Genomic DNA, 19623 nt, shown 5'->3' on the forward strand with positions numbered 1-19623 from the left:
TTATCCTTGCATCTGCGGTTTGCGCGCGGTGACATGAATATAACGTCCAAGGCTGATAAACGGCTCCTGGCGACAATAGCGCGTTTCTATTTCTGTTAAAGCGTCAAAACAGTCATGCTGTTTTTGTTTATCACGCAGATAATCATGAAACACCCTCACGCCCGTTTTACCGGTTATCTCCCAGCCAATCTCCTCCAGCCAGCCATAGACCTGCTGAGGGTCGCGCGGAAAATCGGGAGACAACGTGCGCCGTTTCTTTTTATACATTCCCTGCTGTACATAGCCGAAATTACCGACCAACACATTACGCATCAACAGACCGTTTGCATTGTAGAACATCAGCGATAAAGCACCGCCCGGGCGTAACATCGACCACAGTGTTTTTAAGACGGCTTGCGGGTCGGCCACCCATTCCAGCACAGCATGAAACAATATCAGATCAACCTGAGAATCCAAATGCTGTGGGATGTCCTGAGCGGCACAATGTATAAAATGCATGTTGTCGCTCACACCTTGCTCTTTTGCCGCCCGTTGCGCTCGCGCCACCATCTCAGCAGAAAGATCGCACAAGGTAACGTGATGGCCCCGCTGCGCCATCAGAATAGCTGTCTGCCCTTCTCCGCCACCCGCATCAAGCACATGCAATGTTTGACCCGCGTAGCCGACAAGAAGTTTGTCCAGATCCTGCCAGAGGATCGTCTGACGAAGCTGACCTTTGGTGGTGCCGTAAATGTTACGGGAAAACTTCTCTGCAATGTCATCAAAATTGCGGTCCCGCATCGGGCTCTCCACATACTGGCTTTAGGGTGACTAAGTAAAACCGCTATTTTGTCACACCCACGCCGAGAATGAACCTTCCTGGTGTAATATCCCTGCAGATCCCCTGCTGTATGGTTAAAAAAGGAACCAAAAAGAATGCTTTTTACGCTGAAGAAAGTGATTGGCGGTATGATGCTGCCGCTTCCGTTGATGCTGCTTGTGATGGGCATCGGCCTGGCGCTGGTCTGGTTCAGCCGCTTTCAGAAAACGGGGAAAGTGTGTATTAGCCTGAGTTGGCTGGCGCTGTTACTTCTTAGCTTACAACCCGTCGCCGACAGTCTGCTGAAACCAATTGAGGACAGTTATCCAACATGGCAGGATACGCAAAAAGTGGAATACATTGTAGTGCTGGGCGGAGGGTATACCTGGAATCCTCAGTGGGCGCCAAGTTCTAACCTGATCAACAACAGCCTTCCGCGTCTGAATGAAGGTATTCGCCTCTGGCGTGCTAACCCGGGATCGAAGCTTATCTTTACCGGTGCTGCGGCAAAGAGCAATAACGTCAGTACTGCAGAAGCGGGAGCCCGCGTAGCGCAGTCGCTGGGGGTACCAGTCGATGACATCATCACCCTGGATCAACCCAAAGATACCGAAGAAGAAGCCGCAGCGGTAAAGCAGGCCATCGGCAACGCGCCGTTCCTGCTGGTAACCTCTGCCTCGCACTTGCCGCGTGCCATGATTTTCTTCCAGCAGGCCGGGCTACATCCGCTGCCAGCACCGGCCAATCAGTTAGCGATTGATTCACCGCTTAATCCGTGGGAGCGCGCAATTCCTTCACCTGTCTGGCTAATGCATAGCGATCGTGTGGGTTATGAAACCCTGGGACGCATCTGGCAGTGGCTAAAAGGATCGGAACATTGATAGCATTTTTGCCTGATGGGGACGCTGACGCGTCTTATCAGGCCTACGTGTTCAGCGCAAAATTGTAGGCCACGTAAGATGTTCACGTGTTCATCAGGCGAGCCACGGCAGCAATGATTTTGTCGCCAGGTCAAAGTTGGAGCGATTAAAACGTCCGGTGTTGACCAGTTGCGCGACCTCATCCCATAACACGTACAACCAGCGCCGCCAGATAAATGACTCCGCCACTGGCGCGCGTTGCAGGTACTGCCAAAGCAGGCTTTCGGCCAGCGCATTATCCATCAGGCGAAACAGTTCATATTCTCTTGGCGCCCACAGCATCAACCCCGGTCCCACCATCGCCAGAAGCTGATCGCTGCGGGCGTCTTTGAGCATGCTACGTAAACTGAAATTACCGTGGATCAGCACGCAGTTATCATTGAACCCTTCAAATAAGGCGGGCAAACACTCACGGGTGCGAAACAGGATCCGCTTATCCTGCATCGTCAGCCCGGTATTGTTGAACTGATTTAGCGTAGTCCACAGCACCTCAACGCGCTGACGATACCAGGATGACCAGATATTCTCTTGCGTGTTATCCACCATTCCCACGCAGCCACGGCTATCCTGCCGATGCCATGACAGCAGACCTTCTACTATCTGATCTTTCAAATGTTCCCAGCGTTCAGGCGTTCGGGCTGGCGCTTCCACTGGTACGCCGCGTAGACGCTCAAGCAGCAGCACATCAGGACCGGGATGCTCCTCGTGCGTTAAGACCCCATAAATGACTGGCATTCGAACCGTACCACTGCGCGCCAGCATAGAGGTTTTCCATGCCAGCTGCTGCGCCATACCCGGCGTGGTGAAACTCCTCGCCATCAGCGGCATCGGATTTCCCTGGCTGTCATACAGCGACCACAGGGCCGTATCCGCTTTTTCATTCACGCATTCTATACGACTGAGTTTTTCACCCAACAGATGGCTGAGTTCGGCACGCAACTGTTCCATTTCAGATTGCCCTCATAAATGCTACTGCTTTCATAATGAGCGTCGTGCAGACAGATGTCACCCGGATGAGATCAATTGATGAAAAGAAAAGTGGGGGGAAAGCGTAACGATACGACACTCCTCCCAAAAATTCGCGTTACCAGGGGGAGTGTCGTGAGAAAAACTAACGCATTTCGGCGCGAACGCGCTCAAGATCTTCGGCAGTGTCTACGCCGGTACCGGGTACTTCTTTGGCGACGGCAACGTGAATTTTTTCGCCGTACCACAGCACACGTAGCTGCTCCAGCATTTCAATATGCTCAAGCGGGCTGGGCTGCCAGTTAACATAGCGGCGGATAAAACCGGCGCGATAGCCGTAAATACCCAGATGGCGCAGGAAAGTGTCACCCACCGTTTCCAGGCTCCTGGCAAAACGATCCCGATCCCACGGGATGGTCGCGCGTGAAAAATAGAGCGCATACCCTTCGGCGTCCAGAACGACTTTTACCGCATTCGGGTTAAATGCCTCTTCCGCACTGTGAATCGGGGCCGCAAGTGTCGCCATACCGACCTGGCGCTGCGCCAGATTCTCTGCGACCTGGCGAATAATGACCGCCGGGATCATCGGCTCATCACCCTGTACGTTCACAATAACGGTATCATCGCTAAAACCACATTTCTCAACGACTTCCGCCAGACGCTCCGTACCGGACTGGTGATCGGCGCGAGTCATGCATACTTCGCCACCCACCGCTTCTACCGCGCGAGCGACATCTTCGTGATCGGTCGCAACGATAATACGTTCAGCGCCAGATTCACGCGCACGCTCCAGAACATGCACGATCATCGGCTTGCCGTTGATATCCAACAGCGGCTTGCCCGGCAAACGTGTGGACGCATATCGCGCAGGAATAATGACCACAAAACTCATGATTTACTCTCATCAGCAGTCAGAACGCGGGCTTCAGTTTCCAGTAAAACGGGAATACCATCACGCAGTGGGAAAGCAAGGTTATCCAGTTTACAAATCAATTCCTGTTTTTCCTGGTTAAACCAGAGTTTGCCATTGCATACCGGGCAGGCAATGATTTCAAGCAGACGATGATCCATAGTTCCTCCAGATGGACCGGATTGTGAATCCGTAAATATTAACATAATCGCTTAAAGGGCTGGGTCTATTTCCCAACCATGGCGTACATCAGCAAATAAACCTTCAGGATAGCGTCCCAGCGTCACGCGTGTTGCCTGCTGCCAGCGGGCAAAATCATCAATCGCCTGAAACAATCCTTTTTGCAGAGTAACCCCAGGTTTGACGCCATCCTGTAACCACAATGAAATCACATCCAGCACGCCCGTTTTACGGTGCATTTTGGCATCCATCCGCCCAACTAATTGCCCGCGATGCAGCAACGGCAAGACGAAATAACCATACTGACGTTTCGGCGCCGGTGTATAACATTCCAGCCGGTAGCTAAAATCGAATAGCTGTTCTGCCCGTTTACGATCCCAGACCACCGGATCAAAGGGCGATAATACTGCGCTATGGGTCGCCGTTAATTTACCCGCCAGCGCCTGCTCCAGCAGCGGCTGAAAGTGACTGTGCAGCCACAGGGTTCCCAGCCCTTCGACGTCGACAGGAATAATTTGTTGCTGCTGCGCGCGCACGTTACACCAATTTTTTAGCGCCGGGCGCTTGAGACGGTAGTAGTCTGCCAGCCACTGTTCGCGAAAAATCCCCAGGCTACGGGCGCTGTTATCCAGCATGGCGCTTTCAGCATCTTCCTGCGAAAGCAGGTCGCGTTCATCATCCCAGTGCGGCATGACGCGATGGGTTAGATCATACACTCGCTGGAAATTACGCCGTTCCACCACCATGACTTTCCCGGCAGTGAACAGCCCTTCAAGATGACGCTTATGCGGCTTCCATTCCCACCAGCCGCTGACCCCCTTGCGCGGATGCTCAAAATCGGCAGAGCGTACTGGTCCGTTATGTTGGATGTGCTGGAGCAGTTGCTCAATTTCATGCGCATGTTCTTTCATCCATGCCGCTTTATATTTCCAGCCCATTTTCTCCGGGGCCAGCATGCGGTGGCGTATCAGCATAAAGTCGCTGCGCGGCAAAAAGCAGGCCTCGTGCGCCCAGTATTCCATCAATGCGCCCTGCTGCAATGCGTCATCCAGCCACTGGGGGGAATAATCGCCCAAACGACTAAACAGCACCAGGTAAGGGCTGCGCGCCACAATATTGATGGTATCGATTTGCAGTAACGACATGCGAGAAATGGTGGTAAGAATATCTGCTGGGGTTGCCCGACGGCGTGTTTTTTTCAGCAGCCCTTGAGCGGCAAGGTGAAGATGACGGGCATCCGTCAAAGAAAGACGCGGCAACGACATTTATGGCCTCATAAATGATTCGCTGCCGCAGCGTGAATCAGTTAGCGAGTCAGCGAGATTAAGTTATCCAACAACACATCAGGCCGATCGCCTGACAAATGAGCGTCAACAGGTAAATACCACCAGTTTTCATCGGCAAATGCCCGGCACTTAACCGCATCTTTTTCCGTCATTACCAGCGTTTGTCCGGCGTCTACAAACGCACTGACGTCACTGTAGGTCAGAGACTGATGGTCTGCCAGCGCAATGCTTTTTTGTATGCTGGCACCACACGCTTGCAGCGTGGCAAAAAAACGCGGTGGGTGGCCAATGCCCGCCATGGCGACAATATTGGTCAACTGCGCCACATCGCGGCGTTCACCCGTGCGTAAATTAACGGCCAGCCCCGGTTCAAGTCGCATAGGGATTTCCCCTGGCTGCGCAACGCCACCGTTAACGATAGTCGCATCAACCGATTTAAGCCGACCTGCGCGCTCCCGCATAGGACCAGCGGGAAGCCACCAGCCATTGCCAAACCGACGTTCGCCATCAATAACCACGATTTCAACATCTCGCGCCAGACGATAGTGCTGTAGACCATCGTCTGTCACAATAATCTGCACGTCATGTTGGGCCAAAATGGCTTTTACCGCATCCGATCTTACCGGGGATACCGCCACCGGCACGCCGGTACGTTGGGCGATCAGCACCGGTTCATCGCCCGCTTCTGCGGTAGTAGTATCAGCGGTCAGCAACAGCGGATAAGCAGGCGCTTTCCCGCCATAACCACGCGACACCACGCCCACGCGGATCCCACGTTGCCGTAGTTGTTCAACCAGCCAAATCACCACCGGTGTTTTGCCATTGCCGCCGGCGGTTAGGTTTCCGACCACCACAACCGGCACTGGCGCACGCCATGCGCGTTTAATCCCAAGCTTGTAGCATAAACGGATCCCGCCACTCACCAGGCCATACAACCAGGAGAGTGGGAGTAACAGTCGCCACAGCGGCGACTCACCAGACCAGATTCGTGCGATCATTGACCGAATTGCATTTTGTGTAATTGCGCATACACCCCACGCTGCTCAATCAGCTCGCTATGGGTTCCGCGCTCAACAATAATACCGTCTTCCACCACGATGATTTCATCCGCCTGTTCGATGGTAGAAAGGCGGTGGGCAATCACCAGAGAAGTACGGTTTTTCTGTAACTCATCCAGAGCAGCCTGAATCGCGCGTTCAGATTCGGTATCGAGTGCCGACGTTGCTTCATCAAGGATCAGAATCGGACTGTCACGCAACAAGGCGCGTGCGATAGCGATACGCTGGCGCTGACCACCGGAAAGCAGGACGCCGTTTTCGCCAATCACCGTATCGAGGCCATTGTCCATCTTGTTGATGAAATCCATGGCGTAGGCCATTTGCGCCGCTTTTTCGATCTGCTCGCGGCTGTACAAATCGGTACGCGCATAGGCGATGTTGTTGGCAACCGTATCGTTAAACAGGTGCACATTCTGCGAAACCAATGCAACCTGATCGCGCAGGGATGCCAGGGTATATTCGCGTAGATCGTGTCCGTCCATCAGGATCTGCCCTTCATCAATATCGTAGAAGCGCGTAATCAGGCTGGCGATGGTGGATTTCCCTGAACCCGAACGCCCAACCAAAGCAACGGTTTTGCCCGCTGGAATGTTCAGGTTGATATTGCGCAGCGCAGGCACTTCACGTCCTGGATAGGTGAAAGTCACGTTGCGGAACTCAAGATTACCGGTAGCACGTTCGATTACGCGTGTACCTTCGTCTTTTTCCTGCTCGCTATCCAGAATCGTAAATAAGGTCTGGCATGCCGCCATACCGCGCTGGAACTGCGCGTTGACGTTGGTCAGCGATTTCAATGGACGCATCAGCGCGATCATTGACGAGAAGACAACCGTAATTGTCCCTGCTGTCAGGTTTTCCATCACGCTTGGGAAGCTGGCTGCATACAACACGAAGGCCAGCGCCAGAGACGCGATCAGCTGGATGATAGGATCGGAGATAGAAGAGGCAGAAACCATCTTCATGCCCTGCAAGCGCATCTTGTTGCTGACTTTATCGAAGCGCTTGGTTTCGACTTCCTGACCACCAAAAATCAGAACTTCTTTGTGCCCTTTTAGCATCTGCTCCGCACTGGTCGTAACCTGCCCCATGGTGTTTTGCATGTTTTTACTGATGCTACGAAAGCGCTTAGAAACTATACGAATAGCCACTGAAACAATTGGCGCCAGTACAATCAGGATCAACGACAGTTGCCAGCTGTAATAAAACATCATGATAAACAGGCCAATAATTGAAGCCCCTTCACGTACCACGGTGATCAGCGCGCCGGAAGACGAGGACGCTACCTGCTCTGAATCATAGGTAATACGTGACAGCAGCGTACCTGTAGACTGCTTATCAAAAAAGGAGACCGGCATACCCATCATATGACCAAACAAGCGGCGACGCATGGTCATGACCACTTTGCCTGACACCCATGAGATGCAGTAACTAGAAACATAGCTGGTAAAGCCGCGGAGAACCATTAGTCCAATGACCACCAGCGGCATCCACAGCAGCACCGAGCGATCCGTTTTACCAAAACCATCATCCAGTAATGGCTTAAGGAGCGATAGCATGAAGGTATCGCTGGCCGCGTTAAGTATTAACGCTATACCCGCCACGATCAGACCCGATTTAAAAGGCGCTATGGTTGGCCATAGTCGGCGAAACGTCTGCCACGTAGAGAGATCTTTATCGTTATGCATTCAAAAAACCAGCATTTGTTAGAATAGCCGCATATTCTACCCGTTATCATCCGACACGCCAAACCACTGATGATACCAACGAGGTAAAATCTGATCCCGCAAGCTACGTACTCGCCAGTTTTTTGGATAAAAATCCAGCGTAATCTGCCCCTGATGTGGTGTATCCAGCCATTGATAATTTTGTTGTCGATAACGTTGCTCCACTTTCCAGGACGGTAGACGCCAGGCATTATAACGGGATGCAGAGGCTAACGCGGCCTGTCCGCCCACCCGCTGAATCAGCGCCAGTGATGATGAGGTATTGCTGCCATGATGCGGAACCTGCACCACCGTAGACTGCAGATGCTGCCAATAGTGACTTAGCATTTTTTGTTCAGCGGGAGACTCAATATCGCCGGTCAGCAGAATACTCTGATTCCCATCATCGACCTTTACCACGCAGGAGTGGTTATTCCCCGCATCTGTGCTTCCACGTACCGGCCAGTGCGCAGTGAAGGTTAACCCTTGCCACTGCCAGCGCTCCCCACGAAAGCACGGAAGATGCCCTTCCCAACCTAATGGACTTCTTATCCATAACGACGGCCAGGCTTGCTGCAGCGAGCGCAACCCGCCCCGGTGATCCATATGCTCATGGCTTAAAATTACCCCTTGCGGCTCCAGATTGTGCCAGCGTAACCACGGAATAATCAGCTGTTGCGCGCTATCGCCTTCAGGCCATGCCAGACCAGTATCGTAAAGCAGCGCTTTCCCATTACGCGCAATCACCATCGCCAGCCCCTGCCCGACATCCAGCATATGCACTTGCCACACGTCAGTACGTGACGTTTGCCAGAACGGGCTGCTCAATAAAAGGGGCACTGTGACACAAACTACCGGTAGCGTTCGCCAGACGTTCAATCGATATACGATGAGCAGGAGTGCGGGTAAAAATGCAAGCCATTGCCAACGTGCATCAATATTGATCCACCCTTCAGGCAGGCTCCTGAGCCCCCAAAATAACAGCGCCAGCGAGCGATCTGCTAAATACCACAAGCCCGATTCAATCATCGCCAGCCCGGTTAAATGCACGATCATGCCTGCTAATATCAACGGTACGGAAACAAAGGTGACCAGAGGTACGGCAAATAAATTCGCCAGAAATGAGGTCAGGCTGAAACCATGAAACATCGCGATTTGCACTGGCAGAAGCAGAAGCGTAATTCCCAATTGCAAATGAGCAAGCGCCAGAAATTGGCGTCCAACGCGCGATAGCGGCCAATCTGGCATTGGAACCCATTGATACCAGAACAGCAGTGCCGCAACGGCAAAAGCAGACAACCACAGACTCTGTGAAAGAACGGCGACAGGATCCACCACCAGAATGGCTGCCAGACAGCAGACCCAAACCGACCATCCATTCCACTGCCTGCCACTGAGTTTTAGCGCCCCCCAGACCAGCAGCGCAACAACCGTCCGTAATGCCGGGGGCTGTAGTCCCGTTAGCCAGGCATAGAATATTGCACAGACAACCCCACCCACTAAAGGAACCGGCCAGCAAATCCAACTGGCTGGCATAAAAAATTGACCCGCGCGAACTAACCCTGCAGCCAGAAGTGCGGCAAACGCAATATGCAGCCCGGAAATCGCCATCAAATGGGTCGTACCGGTATCACGCATAATGGTTTTCACCTCTTGTGACACCGATAAACGCTCACCCATTCCCAGACCCAATATGACTTGCTGCCAGGGATAATCGGCGAGCGCAGTTTTCAGCGAGGAGAGATACCGCGAACGCAAACTGCATTGTGGTGAGATAACCGAAGCCTGCAAAAATCTTCCCGTCAGCGGCAGGTGCTGCGCCAACGCGTAACGCTGGCTATCAAACCCGCCCTCGTTCAATTGGCCATGTACAGCACGAACCTTCAGCGTCATCGCCCATGTCTGACCCGCGCAAACGCCGTCGGGTAAGTACTGTCCATACAGAATAATTCCGATGGCGGGAAATATCCGCTTCCCCTGCAGATGCGTGATCTGGCCGTAGTGCGTTGTCATGTTATCGGTTGCGGTTATCCGCACGATAGCCTGCTGGGTTTTCGCAGGCAGCGTATTACCGGCCCACAGCGCATCTTTCGCGGCGAGAACGCCCCAAAGAAAAAACAGCAGGGTTACTCCGGCGAAACGTACAGGCCTGCGAGAAATAAGACAGAGCAAGCATGACAGGCAAAATACGACGCTGATGCACAGCATGTCAGGTAGCCCAGGTAAGAGCATAAGCGGGAGAATGCCGAATAATGCACACGTACCAACCGTTGTTATTTTCATCAGTCACCTCCCTGTAACAGGAAGTGTGCGGTAATATGCGCCGGTTGTCTGGTGCCAATTTAGCGTTATACGGCGTGTGTTCCGCTGGTATTTAACAGCGCATGTAACGTACAAATTAACTGGGAGGAGGATTCCAGGATGGGCAGGCAGAAATGAAAAAAGCACCCATGCGGGTGCTTTTCTCGGCGTTAAGTCTCGCTAAAAACTTAACCGTAAATATTGGCGCGATCGCGCAGTTCTTTACCTGGTTTAAAGTGTGGAACGTATTTTCCTTCCAGATCCACTTTATCACCGGTCTTCGGATTACGTCCGGTGCGCGGTGCGCGGTAATGCAAAGAGAAGCTGCCGAAACCGCGGATTTCAATACGCTCGCCCTGCGCAAGAGTCGAGGCCATATGTTCCAGCATTTCTTTCACTGCATCTTCAACCGCTTTCGCGGGAATATGAGGTTGCTGGGTTGCAAGTCTTTCAATCAATTCTGACTTGGTCATGATTCCTCCGGTTCCTTAAAGGCATAATTAGCTGCTGCATTGATTAAGGGCGGCCTTAGCCGCCCTTTGTCATTGATTACAGGACGAATCCTGTAATCTGTCAAGCTACTCGTCACCCTTTGTGCTGTTAACAGCACAAAGGATTTAAGAGCACTCGATATTACTCGCCTTTAGCTGCTTTGAAAGCTTCAGCCATTGCGTTGTTAGAGAAGTTAGCATCTTCCTGTTTGTTAACAGTTGCGATTGCATCTTTCTCATCAGCTTCGTCTTTAGCACGAACAGACAGGCTGATTGCGCGGTTCTTACGATCAACGCCGGTGAATTTAGCTTCAACGTCGTCGCCAACGCTCAGAACCAGAGTTGCATCTTCAACGCGGTCGCGGGAAGCTTCAGAAGCGCGCAGGTAACCTTCAACGCCGTCAGCCAGTTCTACGGTTGCGCCTTTAGCGTCAACTGCAGTGACTTTACCGTTTACGATTGCGCCTTTCTTGTTCAGTGCAACCCAGTTGTTGAACGGATCTTCTGCGAGCTGTTTAACGCCCAGAGAGATACGCTCACGCTCTGCGTCAACCTGCAGAACAACTGCTGCGATTTCGTCGCCTTTTTTGTATTCACGAACTGCTTCTTCGCCTGCAACGTTCCAGGAGATGTCAGACAGGTGAACCAGGCCGTCGATGCCGCCGTCCAGGCCGATGAAGATACCGAAGTCAGTGATAGACTTGATTTTACCTTCAACACGGTCGCCCTTGTTGTGGGTTTCCGCGAACTGCTGCCATGGGTTGTTTTTGCACTGTTTCAGACCCAGGGAGATACGACGACGTTCTTCGTCGATATCCAGAACCATAACTTCCACTACATCGCCAACGTTAACAACTTTGGACGGGTGGATGTTTTTATTGGTCCAATCCATTTCGGAAACGTGAACCAGGCCTTCAACGCCTTCTTCGATTTCAACGAAGCAGCCGTAGTCGGTCAGGTTGGTCACGCGACCAGTCAGTTTGGTACCTTCTGGATAACGCTTAGCGATAGCTACCCATGGATCTTCGCCCAGCTGTTTCAGGCCCAGAGATACACGAGTACGCTCGCGGTCGAACTTCAGCACTTTAACAGTGATTTCGTCGCCAACGTTTACGATTTCGCTCGGATGCTTAACGCGTTTCCATGCCATGTCGGTGATGTGCAGCAGGCCGTCAACGCCACCCAGATCAACGAATGCACCGTAGTCAGTGAGGTTCTTAACGATACCTTTAACTTCCATGCCTTCCTGCAGGTTTTCCAGCAGCTGATCGCGTTCTGCGCTGTTTTCGGATTCGATAACGGCACGACGGGAAACAACAACGTTGTTGCGCTTCTGATCCAGCTTGATTACTTTGAATTCAAGCTCTTTGCCTTCCAGGTGCAGCGTGTCGCGGACCGGACGAACGTCTACCAGGGAACCCGGCAGGAACGCGCGAATACCATTCAGCTCAACAGTGAAGCCACCCTTGACTTTGCCATTGATAACACCAGTAACGGTTGCAGCTTCTTCGTAAGCTTTTTCCAGCGTGATCCAAGCTTCGTGACGTTTAGCTTTTTCACGGGACAGCAGGGTTTCACCGAAGCCGTCTTCTACTGCATCCAGAGCAACGTCAACTTCGTCACCAACCTGGATTTCCAGCTCGCCCTGGGCGTTTTTGAACTGCTCTGCCGGAATGGCGGACTCAGATTTCAGACCAGCGTCAACCAGTACTACGTCTTTGTCGATAGCAACAACAACACCACGAACGATGGAACCCGGACGGGTTTCGATTTCTTTTAAGGATTCTTCAAACAGTTGAGCAAAAGATTCAGTCATGTTTAATCTTCAGGTTTCATATTTAACGTCCACCTGGCTCCATGCCGGATGGGGTTGTTTAACATACCCGCTGTCAATCCATTGCAACGGGGGTACTGCAAATTCGGTCGCACTTAAGCGAGTGCCAGTTTTTGGCGCGCGTATTGTAACGCTTTTTCAATCACTTGCTCAATGCTTAATCGGGTTGAATCCAAAACTAAAGCATCAGCAGCGGGAACCAGCGGCGCTACAGCACGGTTACGATCGCGATAATCGCGTTCTTCGATCTCGGCCAAAAGGCGTTCAAAGTTAACACTAAAGCCCTTTTCCTGCAACTGTAGCATACGTCTATGCGCACGTTCTTGCGAGGAGGCGTCCAGAAAAATTTTCACCGGCGCATCCGGGAACACCACGGTCCCCATGTCACGTCCGTCGGCGATCAGACCGGGCGCTTCACGAAACGCGCGTTGACGGCGTAACAGCGCTTCACGTACGCGAGGAAACGCAGCGACCTGAGAGGCGGCATTCGCCACTTCCTGGGTGCGGATTTCGCCGCTGACATCTTCACCTTCCAGAATGACTTCAAGGTTGCCGTCCGTTGAGATAAAACGCACATCCAGGTGTGAGGCAAGCGGTACCAGGGCATCTTCAGATGTGACATCAACATGGTGATGCAACGCTGCGAGCGCCAGTACGCGATAGATCGCGCCTGAATCTAACAGATGCCACTGCAATGCTTCCGCCATTGCCTTGCACAAGGTGCCTTTACCTGCACCGCTTGGGCCATCAATGGTAATAACCGGGGCAATTGCCGTCATCTTTTTCTCCTTAAACGGGCATACGTTAACGTGAACGCCGCGCATTATACGCGCCAACGCAAATAATCGTTAACACAGAGTGTAAAAACCCGATTAGTCTGTAACGATATGAGGAAGAATTGCGCAATTATAGCGGGCTGGTGAGAAACCAGCCCGGAAGATGACACTGATTTACTTTTTATCTGCAGCGATGCGTTCACGCATATGCTGAGCGCGATCGTCAGATGCTGGGTGAGAATCCATCAGCGATTTGGCATGGCCTGCGTCCATCGTGGCAAACTTATCAAACGCAGTCACTAAGCCCTGACGGTCAATACCGCGTTTTTTCAGCAAGTCATAGGAAAAGTCATCCGCATCTGATTCCTGACTACGGGAGAACGCTGAATTAATCACGCCTTCTGCCAAATCGCCCAACTGAGACTGGGAAAGCTGAGAAGCGACACCGCTGGTCGCAGAAATAGCATCACGCGCAGCCAGAGTGGCATACGCGGTCTGCATTGCTTTACGCGAGTGCCCTAAAGAAACATGGCCCAGCTCATGACCCAGCACGCCTTCTATTTCATTGTCGGTCATCAGGTCCATCAAGCCCGAATAAACACGTACGCATCCATTCGCCATTGCCCAGGCATTGATATCACTGGTCATATAAACTTTATAGTTAACCGGCGTTCCATCAATGTTATTCCCCAACGCTTTCGCAATTTTATTCAGGCGCTTAGTGTACTTGCTTTTCGCGCCCGCCAGCTGATTTTCGCTATCCATCTGCTTACATGAACTGTTAGAGAGGGCTTTGACATCAGCATCAGAAAGTGTCGCTGCTTTATAAGCAGCCATACCGGAACTGGCAACAAGGTCGCCATTCACACCATTTTTACAACCAGCCAGCAACGTGGCGGAAACTGCTAACGCCAAAAAGAGTGATTTATGCTTCATGCTAATCTTCCGTTGATATTTATAGTAAAAACAAATAAATAAGTTAAATCATCAACAAATTAGCATTAGTTGAAAGCATAAAAACAGTGCGGTTACGGACCTCGGAACGCCAGTCCTGGAGGACCGGCGTTCCGGGAGAATCAGGCAGGAGTACTAATACGCGCCAGCTGTTCGAAATAATCCGGGAAGGTTTTGGCCGTACATTTCGGATCCAGAATGGTCACCGGCGTGTCAGAGAGCGCCACCAGCGAGAAACACATCGCCATGCGGTGATCGTTGTAGGTCGCGATATCTGCAAACTGTAACGTCACTGGCGGCGTGACGCGAATATAGTCTTCGCCCTCTTCAACGGTCGCGCCCACTTTACGCAGCTCAGTCGCCATCGCGAACAGGCGGTCGGTCTCTTTGACGCGCCAGTTGTAGATGTTACGCAATGTGGTCGTCCCTTTTGCGAATAGCGCAGCCGTGGCAATAGTCATCGCCGCATCGGGAATATGGTTCATATCCATATCTACCGCATTGAGCTCACCGTGGGTACAGGCAATAAAGTCATCGCCCCAGGTAATAGTCGCCCCCATTTTTTCCAGTACATCAGCGAAGCGAATATCGCCCTGCATACTGTTGCGACCAATCCCGGTTACTTTTACCGTACCGCCTTTAATGGCCCCCGCCGCGAGGAAATAGGAAGCGGAAGAAGCATCGCCTTCGACCAGATATGCCCCAGGAGACTGATACTGCTGCTGCCCTTGTACGACAAAGCGCTGGTAGTTCTGATTCTCAATTTCAACACCAAACGTTTTCATCAGGTTCAGTGTGATATCAATGTAAGGTTTGGATACCAGTTCGCCTTTGATTGCGATCGTCGTATCCTGCGGCGCCAGCGGCGCAGTCATCAATAGCGCAGTCAGGAATTGACTGGATACGCTACCGTCTACCTCAACCTGTCCCCCGGCGAAGCCACCGCGCAAACGTAAAGGCGGATAGTTTTCCTGCTCCAGGTATTCAATATTCGCTCCACCCTGGCGCAGCGCATCAACCAGATGACCAATCGGACGCTCCTTCATGCGCGGTTCACCCGTCAACACGATGTCATTGGCGCCCAGACATAACGCTGCGGCCAGCGGGCGCATTGCGGTTCCGGCATTGCCAAGGAACAGCTCTACTGCACCTTCTGCGTGCAGCGCACCGCCGTTACCGATTATCTCGCAACACGTGCGATCGGCAGAAAGGGTATAGCTGATCCCTAACGCATTCAGAGCATTAAGCATATGGCGGACATCATCGCTGTCCAGCAGGTTGGTCAGGACAGTGGTGCCATTTGCTAATGCAGCCAGCAGCAAAGCGCGGTTAGAAACACTTTTGGATCCAGGCAGATTGATGGTGCCATCCACCCGCGCAATGGGTTGTAACGTCAGGGATTCCATGAAACTCGACTCTCAAAAACAGACATAAAAACCCCACAGACAGGCTGTGGGGATGAAAAATACAGCAGATTAACCGCGGCGACGCTCGAAATCGACCATGAAATCGGTCAGCGCTTTTACACCTTCAAGCGGCATTGCATTGTAGATGGACGCGCGCATACCGCCGACCACACGGTGCCCTTTCAACGCGTGCAGACCCGCAGCGAATGACTCTTCCAGGAAGAGTTTATCCAGTGCGCTGTCAGCCAACTGGAACGGGACGTTCATGCGTGAACGGTTGGATTTCGCCACATCGTTACGATAGAAATCACTGTTATCAATGACGCCGTACAGCAGTTCCGCTTTTTGCTGGTTAATTTTATCCATCGCGTTAACACCGCCCTGCTCTTTCAGCCATTTAAAGACCAGGCCAGATAAATACCAGGCAAAGGTTGGCGGCGTATTGAACATGGAGTCGTTGTCGTTCAGCACGGTATAGTCGAGGATTGACGGGCAGGACACATGGGCTTTACCCAGCAAATCTTCGCGTACGATAACAATTGTCAGCCCGGCCGGGCCGATGTTTTTCTGCGCCCCGGCGTAAATTACGCCATAGCGGCTAACGTCAAGCGGTGCGGAAAGAATGGTAGAGGACAGATCCGCCGTGACCACCACGTTGCTGGCAAAATTCGGCGTTTCTTCGATCGCAATACCATCGATGGTTTCATTCGGACAATAGTGCAGATACGCCGCGTTGTCAGAAAGCTGCCATTCGCTCATTGGCTTAACAGCGCGCAGTCCGTCAACGGTAACTTTGGCATCGATAACGTTTGGCGTGCAGTACTTTTTCGCTTCTTTAATTGCGCTGGCGGCCCAGTAACCGGCATCGACGTAATCCGCAGTTGTTTTATCACCGAGAATATTTAACGGGATACCGGCGAATTGTCCGCGACCACCGCCATGGCAGAATAACACTTTATAGTTGGAGGGGATGCTGAGAAGATCGCGAAAATCCTGCTCCGCTTCTTCTGCGACCTGGATGAATTCTTTGCCACGATGGCTAATTTCCATCACCGACGTGCCAAGACCGTTCCAGTCGCGAAGATCCTGTTGAGCCAGTTTAAGAACTTCTGCCGGTAACATTGCCGGACCTGAACTAAAATTGAAGACCTGAGCCATTTCCCCTCACCACGTTGTGTTGTTGTCCAATCAACATCCTGTCATTGACGATAATCCGGTGACAGACATTGGTATAAGTTATTCCTGTGGATATCGGTTTTATCATTCAGTGACACGCGCCGCAATGGGTAAAACTGACCAGGGTAAAAATGTGTCATCCGTCACACAACAGAATCTATCGGATTGACGGGTAAAAACCGAGATTTTCGCTGTCAGGTGACCCGTTTTGCCCGACTGGCCTTCGACCATTCTGGATTTGCACAGCGCGGACATAATTGGTGATCTCCGGCGTTCATGTGCACCACTTCGCTACAACGTATGCAGGCATAGTCCCCTGCTTCAGGTATGACTTTAAATCGTTGCGTACAGCGTTTAGGCAGAATACTGAGCCCCGGTTTTACGTCTTCATCGGCAAAGAAGTAGACGCTGATTTGCCCGTTCGTCTCCAGAATAGCCAGTTTCACCTGCCCCAGTTGCTCCACACCGTTCAAACGCAGTTCCATAAAGAATTCGAATTCCGTCATATTGGCGCTACTGAGCTTTGACCATGCCAGCTCTCCGTCCTCAATGATCACGACGGGTTTCCCCTCCAGCAAATCCTCCATTTTTTCGCTATGCGCCATCAGCCACATCACCAGCCGATACAGCACGGCAAGAGTAATAAAGACCACCAGCACCGGCAACATTGGAACATCGTCATAAAATGCCACGTCTCCCGCCGCAGAACCCAGCGTAAGGATTATCAAGACTTCAAAAAGCGACATCTGGCGTACGCCGCGACGTCCGGTGATTTTTAAAAACAGAAAAACCAATATAAAGGTATAGAGGCTGCGTAGCGCGACTTCTCCCAGAAAATCCATGGGCACCTTATCAAGCGCCATACGGTGTAAATCGAAAGCTTTCATTATTATGCTCTAAACGTGGTTGGCTGTAGGAAAGCATAGCTAATACTTTTATTTACGCCTGAACTCCGGCGACGATAGCGCCGTTCATTGAAAACCCGTATCATTGCGCGCTTTCCGTACGACAAAAGTGATTTTCATGACGCAAACATTTATCCCCGGCAAAGATGCCGCTCTGGAAGACTCCATCGCTCGCTTCCAGCAAAAATTGCTCGACCTCGGTTTTCAAATTGAAGAAGCCTCGTGGTTGAATCCCGTTCCTAACGTCTGGTCGGTACATATTCGCGACAAAGAATGCGCGCTGTGCTTCACCAACGGTAAAGGTGCGACGAAAAAAGCGGCGCTGGCTTCCGCGCTGGGCGAATATTTTGAGCGTCTGTCGACTAACTATTTCTTTGCGGATTTCTGGCTGGGTGAAACTATCGCCAACGGCCCGTTCGTACATTACCCGAACGAAAAATGGTTCCCGCTGACTGAAAATGACGACGTACCAGAAGGTCTGCTGGATACACGTCTGCGTGCGTTTTACGATCCAGATAACGAATTGACCGGCAGCATGCTTATCGATCTACAGTCTGGTAATGAAGAACGTGGCGTCTGCGGCCTGCCGTTTACCCGCCAGTCGGATAACCAGACTGTCTATATTCCGATGAACATTATCGGCAACCTGTATGTTTCTAACGGCATGTCTGCGGGTAATACGCGTAACGAAGCGCGTGTTCAGGGCCTGTCTGAAGTCTTTGAACGTCATGTGAAGAACCGCATTATCGCGGAAAGCATCAGCCTGCCGGAAATCCCGGCTGAAGTGATGGCGCGCTATCCAGCAGTGGTGGAGTCCATTGCCAAACTGGAAGCGGAAGGTTTCCCAATTTTCGCCTACGATGGCTCGCTGGGCGGCAAGTACCCGGTGATTTGCGTTGTCTTGTTCAACCCAGCCAACGGTACCTGCTTTGCTTCCTTCGGCGCGCACCCGGATTTCGGTGTTGCGCTGGAGCGTACCGTCACTGAACTGTTGCAGGGCCGTGGTCTGAAAGATCTTGATGTCTTCACCCCGCCGACGTTCGACGATGAAGAAGTGGCGGAACACACTAACCTTGAAACCCACTTCATTGATTCCAGCGGCCTGATCTCCTGGGATCTGTTCAAGCAGGATGCCGACTACCCGTTCGTTGACTGGAATTTCTCCGGCACTACGGAAGAAGAGTTCGCCACCCTGATGGCTATCTTCAATGCTGAAGATAAAGAAGTGTATATCGCCGACTATGAGCATCTGAGCGTTTACGCCTGCCGTATTATTGTTCCGGGAATGTCTGACATCTATCCGGCGGAAGATCTGTGGTTAGCCAACAACGCCATGGGTGCCCATCTGCGTGACACCATCCTCTCTCTGCCAGGCAGTGAATGGGATAAAGAAGACTATCTCAATCTGATCGAACAGTTGGACGAAGAAGGCTTTGACGACTTCACCCGTGTACGTGAACTGCTTGGTCTGGCGACCGGTGCGGATAACGGTTGGTATACCCTGCGCATTGGCGAGCTTAAAGTGATGCTGGCGCTGGCCGGTGGCGACCTGGAACAGGCGCTGATCTGGACTGAATGGACGATGGAATTCAACGCATCTGTCTTTAGCGCTGAACGAGCCAACTACTATCGCTGCCTGCAAACGCTGCTACTGCTATCTCAGGAAGAAGATCGCCAACCGCTGCAATATCTGAACGCATTCGTTCGCATGTACGGCGCCGATGCGGTTGAAGCGGCAAGTGCGGCATTAAGTGGCGAAGCGCCGTTCTACGGGCTGCAACCCGTTGATAGCGATCTGCAGGCTTTCCCGGCGCATCAGTCTCTGCTGAAAGCCTACGAAAAACTGCAGCGCGCGAAAGCTGCACACTGGTCAAAATAGTGACAATCAACCTGCGCTGAGTAGGCTAAAGGTATTGTCTGGGCTATATTACGGGGCGCTTTATGCGCCCTGTTTTTTA

17 protein-coding genes are annotated in these 19623 nt (G+C 52.0%); 2 read left to right on the forward strand and 15 right to left on the reverse strand.

The annotated features are described in order from the left end of the window. The gene (gene cmoM / locus OGW16_RS11090) at nucleotides 1-780 is read right to left on the reverse strand and encodes a tRNA uridine 5-oxyacetic acid(34) methyltransferase CmoM (RefSeq protein WP_087051463.1); all 780 of its coding nucleotides are present in this window, start codon (nucleotides 778-780) and stop codon (nucleotides 1-3) included. Between the two features lie 135 nt (nucleotides 781-915). Between cmoM and elyC the strand changes: the two genes are divergently transcribed. Beyond that, nucleotides 916-1680, forward strand: coding sequence for an envelope biogenesis factor ElyC (gene elyC, locus OGW16_RS11095; protein ID WP_047412313.1), 765 nt, complete (start codon nucleotides 916-918; stop codon nucleotides 1678-1680). A 93-nt stretch (nucleotides 1681-1773) separates the two neighbouring features. Here the strand turns inward: elyC and OGW16_RS11100 are convergent, their stop codons facing one another. The 14 genes from OGW16_RS11100 to OGW16_RS11165 form a co-directional block, all read right to left on the reverse strand. Continuing rightward, a complete protein-coding gene (locus tag OGW16_RS11100) occupies nucleotides 1774-2667 on the reverse strand; it encodes a YcbJ family phosphotransferase (protein ID WP_080625454.1) in 894 nt (297 codons plus the stop codon). A gap of 163 nt (nucleotides 2668-2830) precedes the next feature. Then, complete coding sequence (gene kdsB / locus OGW16_RS11105) at nucleotides 2831-3577, reverse strand: 3-deoxy-manno-octulosonate cytidylyltransferase (protein WP_043015764.1); 747 nt, start codon at nucleotides 3575-3577, stop codon at nucleotides 2831-2833. After that, complete coding sequence (gene ycaR / locus OGW16_RS11110) at nucleotides 3574-3756, reverse strand: protein YcaR (RefSeq protein WP_003035793.1); 183 nt, start codon at nucleotides 3754-3756, stop codon at nucleotides 3574-3576. Before ycaR ends, kdsB begins: the two co-directional genes overlap by 4 nt. A 51-nt stretch (nucleotides 3757-3807) precedes the next feature. Next, nucleotides 3808-5040 (reverse strand): winged helix-turn-helix domain-containing protein, encoded by a 1233-nt coding sequence (locus OGW16_RS11115; protein ID WP_087051462.1) that lies wholly within the window; start codon nucleotides 5038-5040, stop codon nucleotides 3808-3810. A 41-nt stretch (nucleotides 5041-5081) separates the two neighbouring features. After that, a complete protein-coding gene (gene lpxK / locus OGW16_RS11120; RefSeq protein WP_087051461.1) occupies nucleotides 5082-6059 on the reverse strand; it encodes a tetraacyldisaccharide 4'-kinase in 978 nt (325 codons plus the stop codon). Continuing rightward, nucleotides 6056-7804, reverse strand: a complete 1749-nt coding sequence (msbA, locus tag OGW16_RS11125) for a lipid A ABC transporter ATP-binding protein/permease MsbA (RefSeq protein ID WP_043015761.1) — start codon at nucleotides 7802-7804, stop codon at nucleotides 6056-6058. The genes lpxK and msbA overlap by 4 nt, the downstream gene beginning before the upstream one ends. Before the next feature lie 36 nt (nucleotides 7805-7840). Further along, nucleotides 7841-10105, reverse strand: a complete 2265-nt coding sequence (locus OGW16_RS11130) for a ComEC family protein (RefSeq protein WP_286518434.1) — start codon at nucleotides 10103-10105, stop codon at nucleotides 7841-7843. Between the two features lie 206 nt (nucleotides 10106-10311). Then, a complete protein-coding gene (gene ihfB, locus OGW16_RS11135; protein WP_003035780.1) occupies nucleotides 10312-10596 on the reverse strand; it encodes an integration host factor subunit beta in 285 nt (94 codons plus the stop codon). A gap of 160 nt (nucleotides 10597-10756) precedes the next feature. Beyond that, entirely contained in the window at nucleotides 10757-12430 is a 1674-nt protein-coding gene (gene rpsA / locus OGW16_RS11140; protein ID WP_003035776.1) for a 30S ribosomal protein S1, read from the reverse strand. Nucleotides 12431-12543: 113 nt separating this feature from the next. Then, complete coding sequence (cmk, locus tag OGW16_RS11145) at nucleotides 12544-13227, reverse strand: (d)CMP kinase (RefSeq protein WP_005123561.1); 684 nt, start codon at nucleotides 13225-13227, stop codon at nucleotides 12544-12546. A gap of 171 nt (nucleotides 13228-13398) precedes the next feature. Further along, nucleotides 13399-14160: a metalloprotease LoiP gene (gene loiP / locus OGW16_RS11150; protein ID WP_048225883.1), complete on the reverse strand. Its 762-nt coding sequence runs from the start codon at nucleotides 14158-14160 to the stop codon at nucleotides 13399-13401. Nucleotides 14161-14300: 140 nt separating this feature from the next. Beyond that, nucleotides 14301-15584, reverse strand: coding sequence for a 3-phosphoshikimate 1-carboxyvinyltransferase (gene aroA, locus OGW16_RS11155; protein ID WP_080625456.1), 1284 nt, complete (start codon nucleotides 15582-15584; stop codon nucleotides 14301-14303). A 69-nt stretch (nucleotides 15585-15653) separates the two neighbouring features. Further along, the gene (gene serC / locus OGW16_RS11160) at nucleotides 15654-16742 is read right to left on the reverse strand and encodes a 3-phosphoserine/phosphohydroxythreonine transaminase (protein ID WP_043015757.1); all 1089 of its coding nucleotides are present in this window, start codon (nucleotides 16740-16742) and stop codon (nucleotides 15654-15656) included. Between the two features lie 212 nt (nucleotides 16743-16954). Beyond that, nucleotides 16955-17647, reverse strand: coding sequence for a DUF421 domain-containing protein (locus OGW16_RS11165; RefSeq protein WP_043015756.1), 693 nt, complete (start codon nucleotides 17645-17647; stop codon nucleotides 16955-16957). A gap of 136 nt (nucleotides 17648-17783) precedes the next feature. Here OGW16_RS11165 and ycaO point away from each other — a divergent pair, with 136 nt between their 5' ends. Continuing rightward, on the forward strand, nucleotides 17784-19544 hold the full coding sequence (ycaO, locus tag OGW16_RS11170) for a 30S ribosomal protein S12 methylthiotransferase accessory factor YcaO (RefSeq protein ID WP_080626331.1): 1761 nt from the start codon (nucleotides 17784-17786) through the stop codon (nucleotides 19542-19544). The last annotated feature ends 79 nt before the right edge of the window (nucleotides 19545-19623 follow it).

Source organism: Citrobacter sp. Ce104 (assembly GCF_030334595.1).
Lineage (GTDB): Bacteria > Pseudomonadota > Gammaproteobacteria > Enterobacterales > Enterobacteriaceae > Citrobacter > Citrobacter europaeus.

Excerpts from the sequence above, each read along its gene's own strand:
- cmoM (WP_087051463.1), bottom strand. The coding sequence starts at position 780 with ATGCGGGACCGCAATTTTGATGACATTGCAGAGAAGTTTTCCCGTAAC.
- elyC (WP_047412313.1), top strand. The coding sequence starts at position 916 with ATGCTTTTTACGCTGAAGAAAGTGATTGGCGGTATGATGCTGCCGCTT.
- OGW16_RS11100 (WP_080625454.1), bottom strand. The coding sequence starts at position 2,667 with ATGGAACAGTTGCGTGCCGAACTCAGCCATCTGTTGGGTGAAAAACTC.
- kdsB (WP_043015764.1), bottom strand. The coding sequence starts at position 3,577 with ATGAGTTTTGTGGTCATTATTCCTGCGCGATATGCGTCCACACGTTTG.
- ycaR (WP_003035793.1), bottom strand. The coding sequence starts at position 3,756 with ATGGATCATCGTCTGCTTGAAATCATTGCCTGCCCGGTATGCAATGGC.
- OGW16_RS11115 (WP_087051462.1), bottom strand. The coding sequence starts at position 5,040 with ATGTCGTTGCCGCGTCTTTCTTTGACGGATGCCCGTCATCTTCACCTT.
- lpxK (WP_087051461.1), bottom strand. The coding sequence starts at position 6,059 with ATGATCGCACGAATCTGGTCTGGTGAGTCGCCGCTGTGGCGACTGTTA.
- msbA (WP_043015761.1), bottom strand. The coding sequence starts at position 7,804 with ATGCATAACGATAAAGATCTCTCTACGTGGCAGACGTTTCGCCGACTA.
- OGW16_RS11130 (WP_286518434.1), bottom strand. The coding sequence starts at position 10,105 with ATGAAAATAACAACGGTTGGTACGTGTGCATTATTCGGCATTCTCCCG.
- ihfB (WP_003035780.1), bottom strand. The coding sequence starts at position 10,596 with ATGACCAAGTCAGAATTGATTGAAAGACTTGCAACCCAGCAACCTCAT.
- rpsA (WP_003035776.1), bottom strand. The coding sequence starts at position 12,430 with ATGACTGAATCTTTTGCTCAACTGTTTGAAGAATCCTTAAAAGAAATC.
- cmk (WP_005123561.1), bottom strand. The coding sequence starts at position 13,227 with ATGACGGCAATTGCCCCGGTTATTACCATTGATGGCCCAAGCGGTGCA.
- loiP (WP_048225883.1), bottom strand. The coding sequence starts at position 14,160 with ATGAAGCATAAATCACTCTTTTTGGCGTTAGCAGTTTCCGCCACGTTG.
- aroA (WP_080625456.1), bottom strand. The coding sequence starts at position 15,584 with ATGGAATCCCTGACGTTACAACCCATTGCGCGGGTGGATGGCACCATC.
- serC (WP_043015757.1), bottom strand. The coding sequence starts at position 16,742 with ATGGCTCAGGTCTTCAATTTTAGTTCAGGTCCGGCAATGTTACCGGCA.
- OGW16_RS11165 (WP_043015756.1), bottom strand. The coding sequence starts at position 17,647 with ATGAAAGCTTTCGATTTACACCGTATGGCGCTTGATAAGGTGCCCATG.
- ycaO (WP_080626331.1), top strand. The coding sequence starts at position 17,784 with ATGACGCAAACATTTATCCCCGGCAAAGATGCCGCTCTGGAAGACTCC.